We start from the raw sequence: 17,410 nt of genomic DNA, 5'->3' as shown, positions 1-17,410 counted from the left end.
TTTAAAAGATAGGGTTTTAAAATACCTGGAGTAGGTTGGGACTTACACACTTAATTTGACAAACCCTATTTCGCCGTTTTTCCACACCCATACCTCTTCAAAAATTAGTAACCGACATTACAGAATTCAAATATTTAGGTGGAGAGAAATTATATTTCCACCCAATTCTAGATCTTTATAACGGAGAAGTTAATGCGTTTGATATCAAGAAACGTCCAACCTTAGATCTTGTCATGAAACCTTTAAGAGCAACGATAGAGATAATAAAGAACCATGTAACCTATCGCACCCCTATCCATTCCGATTAAGGCTCACATTACCCGCACAATAAATGGATAAAAACATTAAAAGAAAATAAAATTTTTCAAAGCATGTCACGCAAAGCAACTTACGCAGACAATGCTTCGATGGAGAATTTTAAAACAGGAAATGTATTATGGGGATTAGTAAGCTATTGAGAATTAAAAAGGCGAATAGAAGAATATATCAACTGGTACAACTATGAACGATCAAAAGAAAAATTAGCTGGATTGAGTCCATTCCAATATCGAACTCAATCCAGCCAATCAGCTGCATAATAAAAACTTTAACTTTTTGGGGTAAGCACCATTCCAGGGCCTTCTTCTTTTTACACTAATAATTAACGTAGTAGTTGCAATACTCCCTGTGGCTGCTGATTTGCTTGAGCCAACATAGATTGTGCTGCTTGGGAAAGTATGTTGTTTTTAGTGAAATTCATCATTTCTTTCGCCATATCTACGTCACGAATACGTGATTCCGCAGCAGTTAGGTTTTCAGAAGAAGTTCCCAGGTTGTTGATAGTATGCTCAAGGCGATTTTGATATGCACCTAGTTTGGAACGCTCAGCCGAAACTTTTTCAATCGCATTATTGATTGTTGTAATGGCTTCATCTGCTCCACTTTGCGTCATAATTCCACCTTCAGCATTCTCTGCGTCTACATCCTCCACTGTCAATTCACTAATTTCAAGTCCTTCAGTACCCATTTTACCAATTTCAAGTTCAATGGATTGCCCTTCGTTGGCACCGATATGGAACTTGGCCTTAAAATCACCTTTTAGGAGGTCCTTTGTGTTGAATTGTGTATCATTAGAAATTCTGTCAACCTCTTCAAGCAACTGGTTCATTTCCTTTTGAAGCTCTTTACGGTCAGTATCATTATTGGTGTCGTTTGAAGATTGAACAGCTAACTCGCGCATTCTTTGAAGAATGCTATGAGTTTCATTTAAGGCACCTTCAGCAGTTTGAATTAGTGAAACGCCATCCTGCGCATTCTTGGAAGCCATATCCAATCCACGAATCTGACCACGCATTTTCTCGGAAATAGCCAGTCCAGCTGCGTCATCCCCAGCTTTGTTGATTTTAAGACCTGAAGAAAGCTTCTCCAAAGAATTTTGTACTGCATTGTTGTTGGCACTCAATTGACGATGTGTGTTAAGTGCTGACATATTGTGATTGATAATCATAACCAATCTACCTCCATGTATTTGTATTTTTACAGGCACGTCCGTTTGCCTGCATATATATTACAACTTGAACGGGTCAAGTTATAACCGCTTGTTATGCTGCTCCTCGTAAATTTCTTCACGATAGATATTGATGTGTTTCGGCGCTTCAACTTTCAAGCGAAGCATGCCGTCATCCTTGATCACTTCAATACGAAGCGTGGAGCCATCCTGTTTGTTATCCAGTATGATCGCTTCTCTTGCCTTTCTGCCTATCACTAGTGACATGTCCATCCTCCTTGATGTGACACCTTTATTATCGTCAGTTTTCAAACCATGTTTAGCAAATTTATAAAAAAGTTTTTATCCTTTTAAACATGCCATACTTTCGATACTGACTTATCTTATTTATCGGATGGCTTTCAGTAATATTGAATCCCTTTCCAACATATTGAAACGATTGCCAAAAGATGTGACTCACTGTGCTTGAATATATTTGATGGAATATCCTATCTATATAGCTAATATGGTGATAATAAGGAGAGATGTTGTCCTTTCACTATAAAAGTGAAACTACCTACGCAAGGAGTAACCAAACATGAAAAAAATCTATAAAATCTTCATCTGTTTACTGTTGACACTTTGTCTGATGCCCTTCTCCAATGCCCTGGCAGAAACACCTGCTGACTCAAAGACCATCGACACATTAACAAGTGAGTTGCTATATTACTACGGCCAAGAAGCCCGAACGGACGTATTAAGAACCCTTGACCTTATGAAAGAAAAGTCCGAGGAAGACTACAACACATGGGATTCTGTGATCCATTATTGGGACTGGATTGAGAAGGACATGAAAGAAAACATCGATGTCGCCCCAGACGGGTTGCCTCATAACAACAAGCACGCATTCATTGTCCTGGGATTTGCTTTAAAAAGTGACGGGACCATGGAAGATGAATTAGTTGGCAGATTAGAAGTCGCATTAAACAGCGCAAAAAAATATCCTGACTCCTATGTCTTAGTAACAGGCGGCGTAGAGAAAAATGGTTGGACGGAAGGCGAGCGGATGCATGACTGGCTGGTGGATCACGGACTGTCTGAGGACAGGATCATTGTAGAAAAAGAAAGCGCCAATACCGCCCAAAATGCAGCCTACAGCTTTGACATTTTGTACAATGATTACGATATTAGCACTGTTTCCCTGATCAGCAGCCAATATCATATAAAAAGGGGCAGTATTCTTTATTACACCATGTCGCTATTAAAAGCGAAAGGGCTTGGAAAGCAGCCCATTACGTTCCTGGGAAATGGCAACGCTGGCTGGTATCGGGCAGATAAAACAGAAGAACCGCTATCTTTAAAAGTCAATAGTATGTATGCCATTGCAGGTGTGGAAAAATCTGATGATTTACCGCTCTCCAAATTAGAAAATCTGCAGGTGGATGGTGAACTGGAGTACACCTTGCATGAACCGTTAAACCTGCAGGTTACTGTTCAATACGATAATGGGTACACACGTGATGTCACGAAACAATCAAGCATCATCGGTTTTGATGCAAGCAAAACCGGCTATCAACAACTTCACGTCACGTATCAAGAAAATGGCAAAACAGTCAGCAAAACCATCAGGATTAACGTGATAGCAGAAAAAACCTCTATTACCAAGATGCAATATCTGGTTAAAAGCTTGCGTGAAGAAGAAGAAATTTCCGATGATAAAACAGCTCAGGCATTACACGTACATCTCGCAGCAGTGAAACAATTTGAAGAAACCAATCAAATGGAAAAGGTTTGGAAACACCTCGAAAATTTCAAAGCTCTGCTTGACTATCAGCGAAATAAAGGGCAAATTTCCGACAACGCTTATGAAAAACTGATGAACGACACAGCCTATTTAATCAAGCATTATACGAAAACAACCACAGAAACAGCCGCATAAAACGAACGGCCACCCGCACCAGGTGGCCGTTTTATCATAGGCAAATCACAACCCAATCAGCGCCGTCATCATCCAGGCCGATCCATAATAGATCATAAACTGCGCGCCCGAGCTAATCCCGAGAATTCGGTTAAACAATCCGCCAACAGCAGCAACGGTGAAAGTAACCAAAATCCCGGTCACACCGCCAGTGTAAAAAGCAATCACACAGACAATGCCCATAAACATGCCGATAATCGCTTCCTGACTGACGAATTTCATGATGAATACCGTTGCAGAACGTGAAAAATTCATGATGAACGGATAAGCAATCAATCCGCCAACAACAAGTCCGATCAACCCGTAAACGAAAAAGTCCATTCCAGACATGATGTGATGCAGATTATGTGTTTCTGTAAAAACTGGCGGTGCATTAAACAACGCAATACCCGGCCCGAGTGAAGCCGGACTCAGCGGCAATCCGAAGGCAATCAGCGGAATCAGTATTTCCGCGATATACGTTGATTCCGTCACACCATTCATGACAGATAATGTCGTAGACGCTTTGCGATACGTTCCCTTCACCCTGGAACCGACCAGCTCTCCCATCAAAGCGGTCATACCGGCAGGGCTGAACACGAATGTCGCAGAAGTGACCATGGCAGATAGTGATGTGAACAGTTTTTGCTTTCCGGTAAGTATCTTGAACGGGTTTGGAAAGTAGCCTGTCCATGATTTGATTTCCGGTGCCAGATTATATGTTTGCTGCTTGCTGCGGATCACACTTTTGCGGGCCGTTCCAGATAAAGCTATCAATATATCAGAAAACATCGGTCCAATCGCGATTCCCAGAAAAAAGCATGTCGCAACCTGATGGTCAAGCACCTTCACACTGATCAAATCGAGTGCCTGAATGAAGAATGCAAACGGGATAATCATCAGCACACTGACCCATTTCCCTTTAGAAAAATAAGCAATAATGACAGAAGCAACGGCAAAAATCACACCGGTATATGTTTTAAAAAAGTCCGCGAACTGCGCGAGAAACTGTGCAAATAACAGCGCAAGCGGAAAAGCGATCAAAGCACCGATTACGCCGCCGGACACCATTTTACGCAATGCGATGTGCGGCACACCCAGCCTGCGTAATGTTTCCGTATAATCAAGCAGCGGCACCATCATCGTGTCTCCGGGTATTCCCATCAGCGCAGTCGGTGCGGCATGGGTCAGGTGTTTTGAAATCACTGCCGCCATGAAAAATGCGAATACGGCAACAGGCGGCGCGCCGAGCAAGATGACCAATAAAGTGAATGGCACCATCGTCGCTGTTTCATCCGTTCCGGAAACGAGCCCGATCAAAGTGAATAATACACCGCCAACGACGGCTAATAATATGGATAATAACAGCGTACTCATGTGTCTTTACCTTCCTCTTTCTGCATGAATAAGTCCTTGATTTTCAAGTCTTCCATTTCTTTTCTCGTAACCGGGTCATGCTGGATGACGTCCATTTCTTCCTGGTAGTCAATCTGCATATGTGCCAGAATGTCATCGGCTTCTTCCGGCTTGATCTCTGTCTCTGTTAAAACCCTTTTTGGCTTGAACAACACAGCACAGAGAATCAGTGCAATCACACATCCGACAATACCTGCCAGCAGGGAATAGGATTGCACCATTTCCGCAGAGGCGATGCCCGGCAGGATTTTTTCCCCAAGCAAATATCCCCCAAGACCTAAACCGACACTGATCACGACTGCTGCGATGGTATGGGTTGGTGTAACCGTGTCGCCCAGTATTTCCACATAAGGGTATTTTTCTTCTGTTTGCTGGCCATCTTGTTGTGATTCCATCTTTTCACTCCTTTAAAAACCATTTCTATTGCTGATACGACAATGTAATTATTCCTTTTCCAAAATATACGTGTCCCATTCAACTTTGTTTAACGTCATTCACCATAGTTGAATGAATAATCTGAACACTTTATTATAGTAATCCTGTTCAAAGATAGAAGTCAAGAGGGAAAACGAGAATCGATGATTTTATGCGGAAAAGCGTGTTATGGAAACCGCTGGTACGTTTGCTTAATTAAAAGTGTGCGAGATTTACTTACAAGCTATGAAATTTACTTGCAGCTTTTAATAGCATACTTGTCAATTCACTAGATTTACTTGTCACCTTTCATAGCATACTTGTCAGTCCACTAGATTTACTTGTCACTCTTTATCACTTACTTGTCAGTCCACCTGATTTACTTGTCAATCCACTAAATTCACGTCCCCCCACCCTCCGCAACGACAAAAAAACCTCCGCCAAAACTGGCCAAAGAGGTTTAATTTCTCAGACAAGCTGATATTTATTTTTGGGACGGCCGGTTTTGCCATATTCTGGAACTACGGCCACTACGCCTTCCGTTTCAAGATAGTTGAGATAGCGATGGACTGTTTGATAGGCAATAGGCAGGGCATGCTGGATATCATTGATAGATACCGGCTGATCCTGGGCAAGCAAATAACTTTTGATCGTGCGTAATGTCGCTTCGTTGATGCCTTTTTTCACAAACACATCTTGTTCAGCGGAATTCGTCAGCTGCCCCACCCGCAAATTGACCCGGATGCGCGATAACAAATCTGGTGCTTTGATCGGCTTCAGGGCAAAATCAGTCGCCCCTGCTTCCAAAAATGAATCAGCCACTTGCTGGCGCTCGTCCACCGTCAAGATGATGATCGGTACGGTGGCATGGAGCCGCCGGATTTCCTTGGTTGTTTTCAGCCCGTCCCAATCTGGCATATGGTAATCGATCAAAACGATATCCGGTTCAATCGTCTGAAAAGCACGCAAAGCGTTTTTACCGGTCGCAGCCTCACTTACGCGCCAGCCGGCAAATGTGCAAATTTCTTTCAGTGTAAACCGGATATCCGCACTGTCATCGACAATCAGTACATGTGTCATTAGCGCTCGCTCCCTATATGTTGGTAAACTTCTGAGATCGGCTCCTTCTTCATTGGCAGCCCGATCCGCACTTCGGTATAGGTACCTTTCAGACTGCTTATATTCACTGTGCCGCCATGATTGGCCACGACACGTCTGACAAAGGCCAGCCCGAGACCAGATGATTCCCTGGAACTGAATCCTTCTTCAAAAATAGCATGCAGATCTTTTTCGGCAATACCTGAGCCATCATCGCGCACGCTGAAAATGACCTGTTCCTGTTCCGTCAGCACACGAATCCAAATATTGCCCTGTTTGCCCGCAAAGGAGTGTACGGCGTTTTCAATCACATTAGACAGCGCCCGGGAAAAACGGATTTTATTGATATGAATCATTGGTACAGGCTCCTCTATATGTATATGCAATTGCACGAATTGATCATCCAGCGCGAGATGACTTGTCACATAATGCAGCAACTCCGCTGCCTCGATTTCTTTTTTCACGTGCTCGTCCAAAATCTCAGAAATCATGTCCTTCATCTTTTCCACGGAATTTTCGATTCGCTGAAAGTAGGCTGCCGCCGCTGAATCATGTGCGGCCTGCATTTGCAGTTCAATCAATGATACCAGCCCTTCCACGGTGACGAGGGGTGTCTTCAAATCATGAACGAGATTGGCCATTTCCTCATAGACTTTCGATTCCACCAGTGCATGCCGCGTTTTTCTGAGGGCCGCTCCCTGCACTTCGAATTTTTTACGGGTGTGCATCTGTTTATCCTGGATCATCGCTAATACGAAAAAAATGGCCGCAAGTACGAGAAATACAGCGAAGAAGATTGTTGCCAACGTGTTCAGCAGTTCATAACCATTGAAATAGCCATCAGCCATTTTGATCGCCGCCGCAATATCATCAGAGCCAAAACCAAAAGGTGTCACCAGCGGGACAAGCTGCAGCCATTGGATGGCGCTCAGCAATAACAGAAGCACGACTGTGAAAATGGCCATGTAATTTTTTTCCCGCGGAAGGTATATGTGAACAAAACTGCTCAGCCCGATGATCAAAAAGTGGGCAGCAAATGAAAAATTTTCATGATACAATTCTTGGAAAGCGAGCATACCAAACGTTGTCAGCAGCATGTAACAAAATATAAAAACACTTTCGCTCAGTTTATAGCAAATACTCTTCACAAACACATATGCGCCGCCATACATGAGAAAAAAAATCAGTACATATTTGGCGATATACGAAAAAGAAATGACAAGCATCAACCCGCTGTCCTTCGTCTCAATGCTTTTTTGCAGATTTTCCATGATGTAGGCGGTCCATCCTGGAACCCAAACTGGAACAAGTTCACCGCAAAGCCAAATCAAAATACCGGCCGCCCCGAGCAAAAACTGTTTCGAAAGCAGTCTGGCTTCCTTTGCCATGCAGCCACCCCCTGAGGCCTTTTATCGAAACGCAGCATTAAATGGAATTTTAAAACGGTCACGCTCTGATACGAGTGTTACCGGTGTATGAAAATCCGCCAGCACTTTCTGGTATTCCCCTACATCTTTCATCGTTTTCAGGCCGATGAAATAGTCCGTGCTTGCCGCAATCTCCTGAAACATGGCGAATGTTTGCCTGTCATTACGGTAATCCCCGGAAATATGGACCGCAATCAGCGGTAATCTTGTCCGCTTTGCCTCTTTGGCAATCGCACGAATCCTTGTGAGCTCTTCCTGGTAATCATGCGTGGTATACCGTAATCCGTTGGCACTATATCCTAGTACGATGACAACACTCTCATAATCATATAAATCCGAATCTAATGCACGCGGACGGTAATCGGCCTGTAAATTCAGCGATTCGGCTATGGAGTGGACAATGACGCCGTCTGTGGCCTGCCCGGCAGACGTGATAAGAATTTTTTCTTTGCCAATGGGAGCAGGGAGATTAGGGTAGGCACTGACATGCTGATTTTGTCTGGCCGGCGAGGAATTTACGAGCATCAGAATGAGCAATATGGAAAAACAAACACCAAGCGGGATGAATTTTTGCACTCGTCCTCCCCCTTTACAATGACGTTTAAAAAGCAATTATGTATAAGTCCGATACAAGCGAAAAAGGCAAAGCCGCGTACAGGCTTTACCTCATTTTACTACATTATGCACTTTTATGAAAATTAATTCTAAACTAATTATTGTTTTAATCTTGGATCCAGTGCATCGCGAAGCCCGTCTCCAAATAAATTGAAGCCGAGTACGACAAGAAAAATCGCGATTCCTGGGAAGGTGATAACCCATGGTGCCGTTTGCAATGCAGATCTGCCATCACTTAGCATGGCGCCCCATTCTGGTGATGGCGGCTGTGCGCCCAGCCCAAGGAAGCTCAATCCTGCCGCATCTAAAATAGCTGTTCCGATCCCAAGCGTAGCCTGGACAATGATCGGTGCCACACAATTCGGCAGAACATGCTGACCCAAAATCCGTGCATTTTTCGCCCCGATCGCTCTTGCCGCTTCGATGTATTCTGTTTCCTTCACAGACAGCACTGCCCCTCTGACGATCCTGGCAAACTGCGGGATACCGACTATCCCGACTGCAATCATCGCGTTGCGCAAGCTTGGCCCCAGCACTGCAACCAATGCAATGGCTAACAGGATGCTTGGAAAAGCCATCATGATATCGATGATACGCATGATGATTTGATCCAGCCAGCGGCCGAAAAATCCGGCAATCCCGCCAAGCAGCACTCCGATCACAAGTGAAATGCCGACTGAAATCAGTCCGATTTGTATGGAAATACGCGTTCCGTAGACAATTCTGCTGAAAATATCGCGCCCGAGTTCATCCGTCCCCAGGATGTGCTTTCCAGATGGCGATTGATAACGATCCACAATCGACTGGGCAGTCGGATCCTGTGTAGCGATCAGCGGCGCAAACAATGCCGTGACCAATAATATGACAATGATCAGCAGGCCGATGAACGATGTTTTGCTTTTCACGATTCTGAGCAAAGAATCGATCCACATTTTCTTCGCTTTCATTTCATGCTTTTCCGGCTTTGCAACAGGTGCCATATCCTGTACTGGTTCTGGCTGAAGTGCCATGATCATTCACGTCCTTTCTGTGTTTCATTTTCGTCAAAAGGTCTTCCTTCGCACACGTGCTTAATCGTACTTGATGCGTGGATCGACATATTTGTATAGAATGTCTGTCAGCAAATTTACCAGGACGAAAATGACCGCAATAACCAAAATCGCACTCTGCACAATCGGATAGTCACGCCCAAGCACTGCCAGATAAACATATCTGCCTACTCCCGGCCAAGAGAAAATCGTTTCCGTCAGTACGGCTCCCCCCATCAACAGGCCGAATTGCAGACCGATGACCGTCAAAACCGGCAGAAAAGCATTTTTCAAAGCGTGCTGGAAAACGACCAGGCCTTTCTTCAAACCCTTTGCATTCGCTGTACGAATATAATCCTGGCGCATGACCTCCAGCATACTGGATCGTGTCATCCTGGCGATGATCGCCATCGGAATCGTCGCCAATGCAATGCCAGGCATAAGTAAATGGGAAAATGCATCTTTAAATGCAGCCCAATTTCCAGTTAATATGCTGTCAAGCAAATAAAAATTCGTAATACTGTGCAATGAAACGCCCGAGGTCAGCCGCCCTGACGGAGGCAGGATGTTGAATTTCACCGAAAAGATCCAAATCATCATCAAACCAAGCCAGAAAATCGGTATGGAAACCCCGAACAACGCCCCGGTCATACTGAGATTATCAAACCAGGAATACTGTTTGACGGCCGCAATCACACCGGCCAAAACCCCGATGACCACTGCGAGAATCATGGCGAATATCGCCAGTTCCATCGTCGCAGGCAGTTTGTCAAGCAGTTGTGTAGCAATGTTTTCCTTCTTCTGAATCGACGTTCCCAAATCTCCCTGCAGCACGTCCCCTAAAAATTTGCCGTATTGCACCATAAACGGATCGTTCAGCCCTAATTCTTCACGCAATAATTCAAGCTGCTGCTCTGATGCCTTTTCACCGAGCATGCTTCTCGCAGGGTCGCCCGGAATCATATGGATGAGGGAAAATGTGATGAGGGAAACACCAAGCAATACGGGAATCAACATCGCCAGTCTGCGAATAATGTATTTTAGCATGGGTATCAGTCCTCTTGAATGAATTTATAAAAACGGTATGTAACGGCAGGGACGAAATTGTCCGCCCCCGCCACAAAATATCAGATAAAAGAACTTGCCTTTGACTAAGCTGCACTCACATCAAGTACACTATCCGCTATGCGGGTAACGGCACTTTCACCTGGTCGTTGATCCGTCTATTCCACATCGACCAGATTCAATGCTTCACTTCCAGTCGGGTGCGGCTGGTAGTTGCTTACATTTTTATTCGCTGCAAGCGGTGGTGTCGTATGGGCAATCGGCAGCCAAGGTGCATCATCATGAATGATTTCCTGAGCTTTCATGTAATAATCTGTCCGTTTGTCCTGATCCATTTCCACTTGTGCCTTTTTGAAAAGATCATGGACTTCATCGTTTTTATAGAAAGCGATATTTCCAGCTGAACCCATTTTGGCATTATCTTTATCAAGCAGCACATACATAAAGTTATCCGGGTCGCCATTGTCACCTGTCCAGCCAAGGAAAGCCATATCATGCTTGCCATGTTCGGTTAATTCCAGATGCGTGTCCCAATCACTCTCCACAATTTTGACGTTGATATTGACCTTTTTCAGCATTTCCTGAATTGCCTGCGCCGTCACTTTCGGCTGGGGCATATAATCCCGCGGGTTGGAGAAAATATTTAATTTCACATCGAATCCATCAGGATATCCTGCCTCCGCTAGAAGTGCTTTTGCCTTATCCGGGTCAAAGTCATAATCTTTCACATCGTCATTGTAACCCCAGAGCGATGGCGGGAGCGGGTTCTTTGCAGCTTTACCAACTCCTTCGAATAATGTGATCAACTGCTTCTTATCCACCGCCATATTGATCGCCTGGCGGACTTTTTTCTCAGCCATCGGGCCGTCTTTATCCGTATTCATTGCCATGTAAGCAACGTTCATCGATGGTCTGCGAATAATTTGCAGATTATCATCGCCTTCAACAGTTTGAATATCCTGCGGGTTCAACCCGTTCATCAAGTCGATTGTGCCAGCCTGCAATTCCATGAAACGTGCACCATTATCCGGAATCGTTTTGAAAACGACCTGATCAAGCTTTGCAACGTCTCCAAAGTAATCGCCATTTTTCTTCAACGTGATTTTGTCGTCCGGTACCCACTCTTCAAACACAAAAGGTCCCGTACCGACTGGATTTTTGAAATAATCATCCCCATACTTTTCAATCGCTTTCGGACTGGCGATTCCAAATGGCGACATCGCCAGCGTATACAGGAATGGCGCATTTGGCTCGGACAAAGTGAATGTCACTTCATATTTATCTGTTGCCTCTACTTTGTCGATGATCCCTTTGAGATTGTCCTCTGTAGCGCCGAACATGTATCCATAATAAATAAAGTCCGCTGAAGTAGCCCAGCGCTCGAAATTATATACGACATCTTCTGCAGTGAAATCATTGCCGTCATGGAATTTCACATCATCGCGCAGCTTGAAGGTCCACTTCTTGCCATCGTCAGAGACATTCCACTCCGTTGCCAATGAAGGCTGCACCTCCGTGTCCTCTTGCTTGTATTTCACAAGGGTGTCATAAATCTGGATGGTCACGTTCAGTGACTCACCGTCTGTAACTTTGGACGGATCCAGCTGAATGGAGTCCGTGCCACGTCCGAAAACCAATGTCTTGTCTCCGGAGGCCCCGCTTCCTTCGGCTTCCGCTTTGTCCTTATTGTCCCCTTTGCTGCCAGTATCATTGCTGCAAGCTGCGACAACAAAAAGCAAAGAACAGAAAATCGCTAATAAACTTAGCCATGTCTTCTTTTTCAACTCGTTTCCCCCTCGTTCGTGTTTTAAGCATGATAAAAAAGCAGATATCCAATATTGAATATTCAAATATATGTGGCTGCAAATGGTTATTCTTTCGCCAGCCTGCCCCCGTCACCTCCTTTAGGTAAAACTCGCATGTTCCTCGCCAAGGTCTCTGTTTCTTTGTCAAAGTGGCTGTTTTTGGCCATTGTGAGGCGCTTCTTCTCCAGAAGTTGCAATCTTGTTTCTTCGGGGCTCCCTGATATCAGACCATCTCTGCAACAGCCACTTCTTTTGCAAAGTGACATGCGGCCATTTGGCCGCCCTCACTGACTGGCTTCAGCACTGGTCTTTCCATTCGGCAAATTTCCGCTGCAAATGGGCAGCGTGTATGGAATTTACAGCCTGTCGGCGGGTTTTGCGGCGATGGCAAATCGCCCTTCAGGATGATACGTTCCTTCTTTTGCTCCGCTCCGGCTTCCGGCACGGCTGAAAGCAATGCCTGTGTGTATGGGTGTTTCGGGTTTTGATACAGCTCGTTGGCTTCACCGATTTCGACCAGTTCACCCAAATACATGACCGCCACCCGGTCGCTGATATGGTGGACAACGCTCAAATCATGGGCGATGAAAACATAAGTGAGATCGAACTCCTTCTGCAGATCTTCCATCAGATTGATCACCTGTGCCTGGATGGATACATCGAGTGCAGAAACCGGTTCATCACAGATGACCAGCTCTGGTTCCAGAGCCAACGACCTTGCTATGCCGATGCGCTGTCTTTGCCCGCCGCTGAATTCATGCGGATATCGCTGTTTATGAGAAGCATTCAACCCGACGACATCCATCAGCTGCTGCAATTTTTTACGCCGCTCCGCTTTTGGGATTCCGAAGATCTTCATCGGTTCTGTGATGATGTTTGCAATCGTTTTGCGTGGATTGAGTGATGCGTATGGATCCTGGAATATCAATTGCATCTGCCGGCGCAGCTTCCTTAGCTTTTCACCCTTGAAATTCGTGATGTCTTCCCCATTGAACAGGATGCTTCCAGCGGTCGGCTCCAGCAGCTTCAATATGGCCCTTCCTGTTGTCGATTTCCCACACCCGCTTTCTCCGACAAGACCTAGCGTCTCTCCTTTTCGAACAGTGAAGGATACACCATCCACTGCTTTCAACACTGGTTTTTCTTTGGTGAACAATTTATCGCTTTTCACTGGAAAATGCATTTTCAAGTCCTTTACTTCTAATAATGGCTTCATGTCGTAACCGCCTTCGTAGATTCGATGTCTTCATATAAAAGACAACGGACCTGATGATTGTCGCCCACTTTCCGCATCTTGGGATCCTGGGTCAAACAGCTTTCCATCGCTTTGCTGCACCGGGGTGCGAAGCTGCATCCCTGTGGCAAATGCCGCAAATCCGGCGGCTGTCCTTCGATTGCTTGCAGCTTTTTCTTATCCGGTGTGATTTTCGGGATGGAATGAAGCAGTCCTTCGGTGTACGGATGCTTGCTATTTGTAAAGATTTCTTTGGCATGGGTGAACTCAGCCGGCTTCCCGGCATACATCACCATCACATCGTCACACACTTCAGCAACAACGCCCAGATCGTGGGTAATCATGATTGTCGCCATATTCAATTCCCTTTGCATGTTCTTGAACAATTCAAGGATTTGCGCCTGGATCGTCACATCCAGGGCGGTTGTTGGTTCATCGGCGATCAGCAGAGATGGGCTGCAGGATAATGCCATAGCAATCATCACGCGCTGCCGCATCCCCCCGCTGAATTCATGTGGATACGTCCGCAGCCGTTTAGCAGGGTCCGGGATGCCGACAAGATTCAGAAGCTCTATTGCCCGTGTTCTTGCCTGCTTTTTCGTCATTGTTTCATGGGTCATGATCGTTTCCACCATCTGTTTTTCCACCGTAAATACGGGGTTTAAAGAGGTCATTGGATCCTGAAATACCATGGAAATTTCTTTTCCACGTATTTTGCGCATTTCTTTTTCTTTTTTATGTAACAGGTTTTCACCCTTGAATAAAATCTCCCCATCGACGATTTTCCCTGGCGGAGAAGGAATCAGCCCCATGATGGACATCGCGGTGATACTTTTGCCCGATCCGGATTCGCCCACGATACCTAGCGTTTGGCCGGCATCGATTTTGAAATTGACTCCGTCCACAGCCTTCACGACACCCGCTTTCGAAAAGAAATGTGTGCAAAGGTTACGTACCTCCAGCAAAGGTGTAGCCATGAAATCCCCCCTTCATTATTTTCCAATTTAGTGATTATTGTACATTATACATATATTCTGTTTAATTTGAAGTTTTTCTCATATTTCTCTAAAAAAAAGAACTTCTTCTTTTTTGAAGAAATTCTTTTCAAAGTCGTCTTATACTAAATGTATACTAAAGCTTTTTTTCTATAACTGATTGTCATGCTTGGTTTCACTTGCCTTTTCTCCGGTTTCATGGTCATTCATCATATCATTCGTTGATTTTTTAAATGATGCAAGCGTCTCTCCGAAAGCTTTACCTATTTCAGGGAGCTTTTTAGGGCCAAAGATAATCAAAGCTAACGCCAAAATAAGAATCAACCCGGGAATTCCTATATTAGACAACATATGATGACCTCCTTTTCATCTGCCAGATATCAAACCAATTGCTTCGTACGTTTAGCCTCAGTCAGCTGACCACCTTTATCCAAATATTTTTCGATGCCCTCTGCAGCGCGGTAAGACAATGCGCCAACGGTACCGGTCGGATTATATCCGCCATTGTGAGCGAATGCAGATGCTCCGACGACAAATAAATTGTCCATATCCCACATTTGCAGATAATTATTTACTGCAGAGGTCTCCGGATTATCACCCATGATTACACCTCCAGTATTATGAGTTGACTGGTATGGCGTGATATCATAGTGATCACTCATTGTTTTTTCCTCGACCTTATCTGCTCCCATTTTCTTTAAAATTTTGCCAGCTTGTTTAGAAATATATTTATGCAACTCTCGATCCTGGTCCGTAAAGTCATATGTCATTTGCAGCAGTGGAACACCGTACGCATCCTTGTATGTCTTGTCCAGACTCAGATAATTGTACCGATGCGGCATGGAAGCACCTTGTGCGCCGACAGACAGGGAACGATTAAAATATTTTAGAGATTGCTTTTTGAATTCTTTTCCCCATTTTGGTGTGCCTTTTGGAACCGGATTATTGCCAATCGGTCTTCTTCCAGTCTGCGTGATAGACAGCGAGCCACCATGAATGAATTTCAAATCCTTGTGATCGAAATTATCGCCATTAAAATCATCTACTGTTGCTCCGAGTGAACCTGCACCCATGAATGTGTTGAATTTTTCATGATCAAAAAATCCTGTTGCACCTGCTGTAATTTGATAGCAATAGTTTTTTCCGACAACACCTTTTTTAGTCTTGGGATCATAGGGCTCTCCGATATTGGAATGTAAAAGCAAGCGTGTATTATTCAGAACAAAACTCGTCAAGACGACTACATCTGCAGGCTGCTCGTACGTCTCACCGGTTTTTACATCAATATATTTGACGCCGGTAGCCTTTTTGCCATCATGAAGGATTTCTACGACATTCGCATCCGTTCTCAGTTCGAACTTTCCGGTCTTTTGTGCCGTCGGAATCACCGTAATGTTTGGTGATACTTTTGCGCCATATTCACATCCGAATCGTTCACAGAAACCACAATACTGACAGGCATTGATTTGCTGGCCGTCAGGGTTCTTGTAGGATTCCGACAAGTTGGCTGAAGGCATTTGGAAAGGATGAAGTTTCATGTCTTTGGCTGCCTTTTTGAAGCGGTCCAAAATGGGAGTGCTTTTCATAGGCGGGGTCGGATACTTATGTTTGCGCGGTGCTCCCAAAGGATTATCTTCACCACTGATGCCCGATGTCAATTCATATTTGTAGAAATAGGGTTCTAACTCATCGTAAGTAATGCCCCAATCCTGCAGCATATAATCCTTGCCTAGTTTATCTTTTCCGTATTTCTTCTCTGTTTCCGTCTTTATTTGAAAATCATAGGGGAGGAAACGCCACGTCTGGCCATTCCAGTGGATTCCAGCACCGCCGACACCGGTTCCAGGCAGAAACGATCCGAGTTGCCGCATTGGCAGCGCCCGTTCATCAGGGCTGTTGCGGAAAGTGACCGTTTCTTTGGATAAGTCCTGCATCAGGCCGTAGCGCATGGCATATCGATATTCATCATGAATCATCTGGAAATCTTCCGTTGAACGATCTTCCCCGCGCTCCAAACCGACTACCTTCTTGCCTTTTTTTGTTAATTCAGCTGCAATAATGCCCGCTGTCCACCCGACACCTATCGTGACCACATCCACTTTGTCCATTTTTTTAGCCATTTGCCTTTCCTCCTTGTCAGTTTATTGATGTTCGTTCAATGCTTTCGGCTCCATCTTTATAAAATCTTTACTTTCTATCTTATCGGTATAACTCATTTGGCTGCCAGGAAATTCCTTCATCTTCCATCCCTGCATGTCGATATTTCCGCCATATAAAGGATCAGAATAAACGCCTGCAAGTGTCGCACTCAACAATAGATTGAAGAAAAAGGACGATTGGACACCTTTCATTTTCACTTTATCTTTCTCAAAGGCTTCGAGGATTTTATCTTGTTGATCCGTATCCAAATCGATAAAAGATGATTGATAGTCCTTCTGGCTTTGCTTTTCCAGCGATTTTATCCCCTCCATGAAAACTTCGTGCCGTTTCAAAGAAGTTTGGTAACCCTGAAAATTTGTCCCTGGATGAAAGGGCGCCTGCATGTATTCCTGTGTATTGTTTCCATATGAACCTGCAAGCTGGTGGTCGATAAAATAAGGAACTCCAAGTTCTTCCGCTCCAGGTCCGTTCTCATCTTTCGGATAAATGCGTTCGGTTGCTTTGCTAAGTACTTTAAAATCTTTCTGCTTTGTGAAATACATCAATGCCTGATTGTAATTAGGGCCTGCTTTCGTTACTGGGGCGGATGTCTGCTGAGAGCCGCCATCAAGGTTAACGCCAAATATCGAGCCGATAAGGCCTCCGCCAACCACTCCACCTGCTACATAAGCGGAATTTTTCAAAAACTTACGGCGAGACATGTCTACATCCTGGTTCTTGTTTTCTGCCAT

Annotated in this window: 17 protein-coding genes and 1 pseudogene; 3 read left to right on the top strand and 15 right to left on the bottom strand. The window is 44.7% G+C overall.

All coding sequences use genetic code 11. From position 1 onward, the window contains the following. The first annotated feature begins 89 nt into the window (after nt 1-89). A complete protein-coding gene (locus ACFSMW_RS10495) occupies nt 90-308 on the top strand; it encodes a DDE-type integrase/transposase/recombinase (protein ID WP_390355457.1) in 219 nt (72 codons plus the stop codon). Between the two features lie 162 nt (nt 309-470). Continuing rightward, nucleotides 471-578 (top strand): annotated as a pseudogene (locus ACFSMW_RS10490) (IS3 family transposase); the annotation flags it as partial. A 62-nt stretch (nt 579-640) separates the two neighbouring features. Here ACFSMW_RS10490 and hag read toward each other — a convergent pair. Both hag and ACFSMW_RS10480 read right to left on the bottom strand, forming a co-directional pair. Continuing rightward, nucleotides 641-1,486 carry a flagellin Hag gene (gene hag / locus ACFSMW_RS10485; RefSeq protein ID WP_390355423.1) on the bottom strand — a complete coding sequence of 282 codons (846 nt, stop codon included), beginning with the start codon at nt 1,484-1,486 and terminating at the stop codon, nt 641-643. A gap of 81 nt (nt 1,487-1,567) precedes the next feature. Continuing rightward, nucleotides 1,568-1,753: a carbon storage regulator gene (locus ACFSMW_RS10480; RefSeq protein ID WP_390355422.1), complete on the bottom strand. Its 186-nt coding sequence runs from the start codon at nt 1,751-1,753 to the stop codon at nt 1,568-1,570. A 310-nt stretch (nt 1,754-2,063) separates the two neighbouring features. On the opposite strand from ACFSMW_RS10480, the gene ACFSMW_RS10475 reads away from it, so the two are divergent. Then, the gene (locus ACFSMW_RS10475; protein ID WP_390355420.1) at nt 2,064-3,404 is read left to right on the top strand and encodes a YdcF family protein; all 1,341 of its coding nucleotides are present in this window, start codon (nt 2,064-2,066) and stop codon (nt 3,402-3,404) included. A 45-nt stretch (nt 3,405-3,449) separates the two neighbouring features. Here the strand turns inward: ACFSMW_RS10475 and ACFSMW_RS10470 are convergent, their stop codons facing one another. The 13 genes from ACFSMW_RS10470 to ACFSMW_RS10410 all read right to left on the bottom strand — a co-directional run bounded on the left by ACFSMW_RS10470 (nt 3,450) and on the right by ACFSMW_RS10410 (nt 17,410). Continuing rightward, nucleotides 3,450-4,799 (bottom strand): tripartite tricarboxylate transporter permease, encoded by a 1,350-nt coding sequence (locus tag ACFSMW_RS10470; protein ID WP_390355418.1) that lies wholly within the window; start codon nt 4,797-4,799, stop codon nt 3,450-3,452. After that, entirely contained in the window at nt 4,796-5,233 is a 438-nt protein-coding gene (locus ACFSMW_RS10465; protein ID WP_390355417.1) for a hypothetical protein, read from the bottom strand. Before ACFSMW_RS10465 ends, ACFSMW_RS10470 begins: the two co-directional genes overlap by 4 nt. Nucleotides 5,234-5,720: 487 nt before the next feature. After that, nucleotides 5,721-6,332, bottom strand: a complete 612-nt coding sequence (locus tag ACFSMW_RS10460; protein WP_390355415.1) for a response regulator — start codon at nt 6,330-6,332, stop codon at nt 5,721-5,723. Further along, a complete protein-coding gene (locus tag ACFSMW_RS10455; protein WP_390355413.1) occupies nt 6,332-7,738 on the bottom strand; it encodes a sensor histidine kinase in 1,407 nt (468 codons plus the stop codon). The genes ACFSMW_RS10460 and ACFSMW_RS10455 overlap by 1 nt, the downstream gene beginning before the upstream one ends. A gap of 21 nt (nt 7,739-7,759) precedes the next feature. Beyond that, a complete protein-coding gene (locus ACFSMW_RS10450; RefSeq protein WP_390355412.1) occupies nt 7,760-8,353 on the bottom strand; it encodes a DUF6305 family protein in 594 nt (197 codons plus the stop codon). A 137-nt stretch (nt 8,354-8,490) separates the two neighbouring features. After that, on the bottom strand, nt 8,491-9,372 hold the full coding sequence (nikC, locus tag ACFSMW_RS10445; RefSeq protein ID WP_390355456.1) for a nickel transporter permease: 882 nt from the start codon (nt 9,370-9,372) through the stop codon (nt 8,491-8,493). A gap of 90 nt (nt 9,373-9,462) precedes the next feature. Next, nucleotides 9,463-10,467: an ABC transporter permease gene (locus ACFSMW_RS10440; protein ID WP_390355410.1), complete on the bottom strand. Its 1,005-nt coding sequence runs from the start codon at nt 10,465-10,467 to the stop codon at nt 9,463-9,465. Nucleotides 10,468-10,643: 176 nt separating this feature from the next. Beyond that, the gene (locus ACFSMW_RS10435; protein WP_390355409.1) at nt 10,644-12,269 is read right to left on the bottom strand and encodes an ABC transporter substrate-binding protein; all 1,626 of its coding nucleotides are present in this window, start codon (nt 12,267-12,269) and stop codon (nt 10,644-10,646) included. Nucleotides 12,270-12,513: 244 nt separating this feature from the next. Next, on the bottom strand, nt 12,514-13,506 hold the full coding sequence (locus ACFSMW_RS10430) for an ABC transporter ATP-binding protein (RefSeq protein ID WP_390355408.1): 993 nt from the start codon (nt 13,504-13,506) through the stop codon (nt 12,514-12,516). Next, nucleotides 13,503-14,501 (bottom strand): ABC transporter ATP-binding protein, encoded by a 999-nt coding sequence (locus ACFSMW_RS10425; RefSeq protein ID WP_390355407.1) that lies wholly within the window; start codon nt 14,499-14,501, stop codon nt 13,503-13,505. The genes ACFSMW_RS10430 and ACFSMW_RS10425 overlap by 4 nt, the downstream gene beginning before the upstream one ends. A 168-nt stretch (nt 14,502-14,669) precedes the next feature. Beyond that, nucleotides 14,670-14,870: a twin-arginine translocase TatA/TatE family subunit gene (tatA, locus tag ACFSMW_RS10420; RefSeq protein WP_390355405.1), complete on the bottom strand. Its 201-nt coding sequence runs from the start codon at nt 14,868-14,870 to the stop codon at nt 14,670-14,672. A 29-nt stretch (nt 14,871-14,899) separates the two neighbouring features. Next, entirely contained in the window at nt 14,900-16,639 is a 1,740-nt protein-coding gene (locus tag ACFSMW_RS10415; RefSeq protein ID WP_390355403.1) for a GMC family oxidoreductase, read from the bottom strand. A gap of 21 nt (nt 16,640-16,660) precedes the next feature. After that, the gene (locus ACFSMW_RS10410; RefSeq protein ID WP_390355402.1) at nt 16,661-17,410 is read right to left on the bottom strand and encodes a gluconate 2-dehydrogenase subunit 3 family protein; all 750 of its coding nucleotides are present in this window, start codon (nt 17,408-17,410) and stop codon (nt 16,661-16,663) included.

The organism is Tigheibacillus halophilus (assembly GCF_042683165.1).
Lineage (GTDB): Bacteria > Bacillota > Bacilli > Bacillales > Amphibacillaceae > Tigheibacillus > Tigheibacillus halophilus.
Note: the sequence above shows the minus strand (reverse complement) of the source record. Positions and strands in the feature narration are given on the sequence as shown.

Coding starts and splice junctions, on each gene's coding strand:
- hag (WP_390355423.1), bottom strand. CDS start 1,486: ATGATTATCAATCACAATATGTCAGCACTTAACACACATCGTCAATTG.
- ACFSMW_RS10460 (WP_390355415.1), bottom strand. CDS start 6,332: ATGACACATGTACTGATTGTCGATGACAGTGCGGATATCCGGTTTACA.
- tatA (WP_390355405.1), bottom strand. CDS start 14,870: ATGTTGTCTAATATAGGAATTCCCGGGTTGATTCTTATTTTGGCGTTA.
- nikC (WP_390355456.1), bottom strand. CDS start 9,372: ATGGCACCTGTTGCAAAGCCGGAAAAGCATGAAATGAAAGCGAAGAAA.
- ACFSMW_RS10425 (WP_390355407.1), bottom strand. CDS start 14,501: ATGGCTACACCTTTGCTGGAGGTACGTAACCTTTGCACACATTTCTTT.
- ACFSMW_RS10465 (WP_390355417.1), bottom strand. CDS start 5,233: ATGGAATCACAACAAGATGGCCAGCAAACAGAAGAAAAATACCCTTAT.
- ACFSMW_RS10455 (WP_390355413.1), bottom strand. CDS start 7,738: ATGGCAAAGGAAGCCAGACTGCTTTCGAAACAGTTTTTGCTCGGGGCG.
- ACFSMW_RS10415 (WP_390355403.1), bottom strand. CDS start 16,639: ATGGCTAAAAAAATGGACAAAGTGGATGTGGTCACGATAGGTGTCGGG.
- ACFSMW_RS10480 (WP_390355422.1), bottom strand. CDS start 1,753: ATGTCACTAGTGATAGGCAGAAAGGCAAGAGAAGCGATCATACTGGAT.
- ACFSMW_RS10470 (WP_390355418.1), bottom strand. CDS start 4,799: ATGAGTACGCTGTTATTATCCATATTATTAGCCGTCGTTGGCGGTGTA.
- ACFSMW_RS10430 (WP_390355408.1), bottom strand. CDS start 13,506: ATGAAGCCATTATTAGAAGTAAAGGACTTGAAAATGCATTTTCCAGTG.
- ACFSMW_RS10410 (WP_390355402.1), bottom strand. CDS start 17,410: ATGGCAGAAAACAAGAACCAGGATGTAGACATGTCTCGCCGTAAGTTT.
- ACFSMW_RS10475 (WP_390355420.1), top strand. CDS start 2,064: ATGAAAAAAATCTATAAAATCTTCATCTGTTTACTGTTGACACTTTGT.
- ACFSMW_RS10440 (WP_390355410.1), bottom strand. CDS start 10,467: ATGCTAAAATACATTATTCGCAGACTGGCGATGTTGATTCCCGTATTG.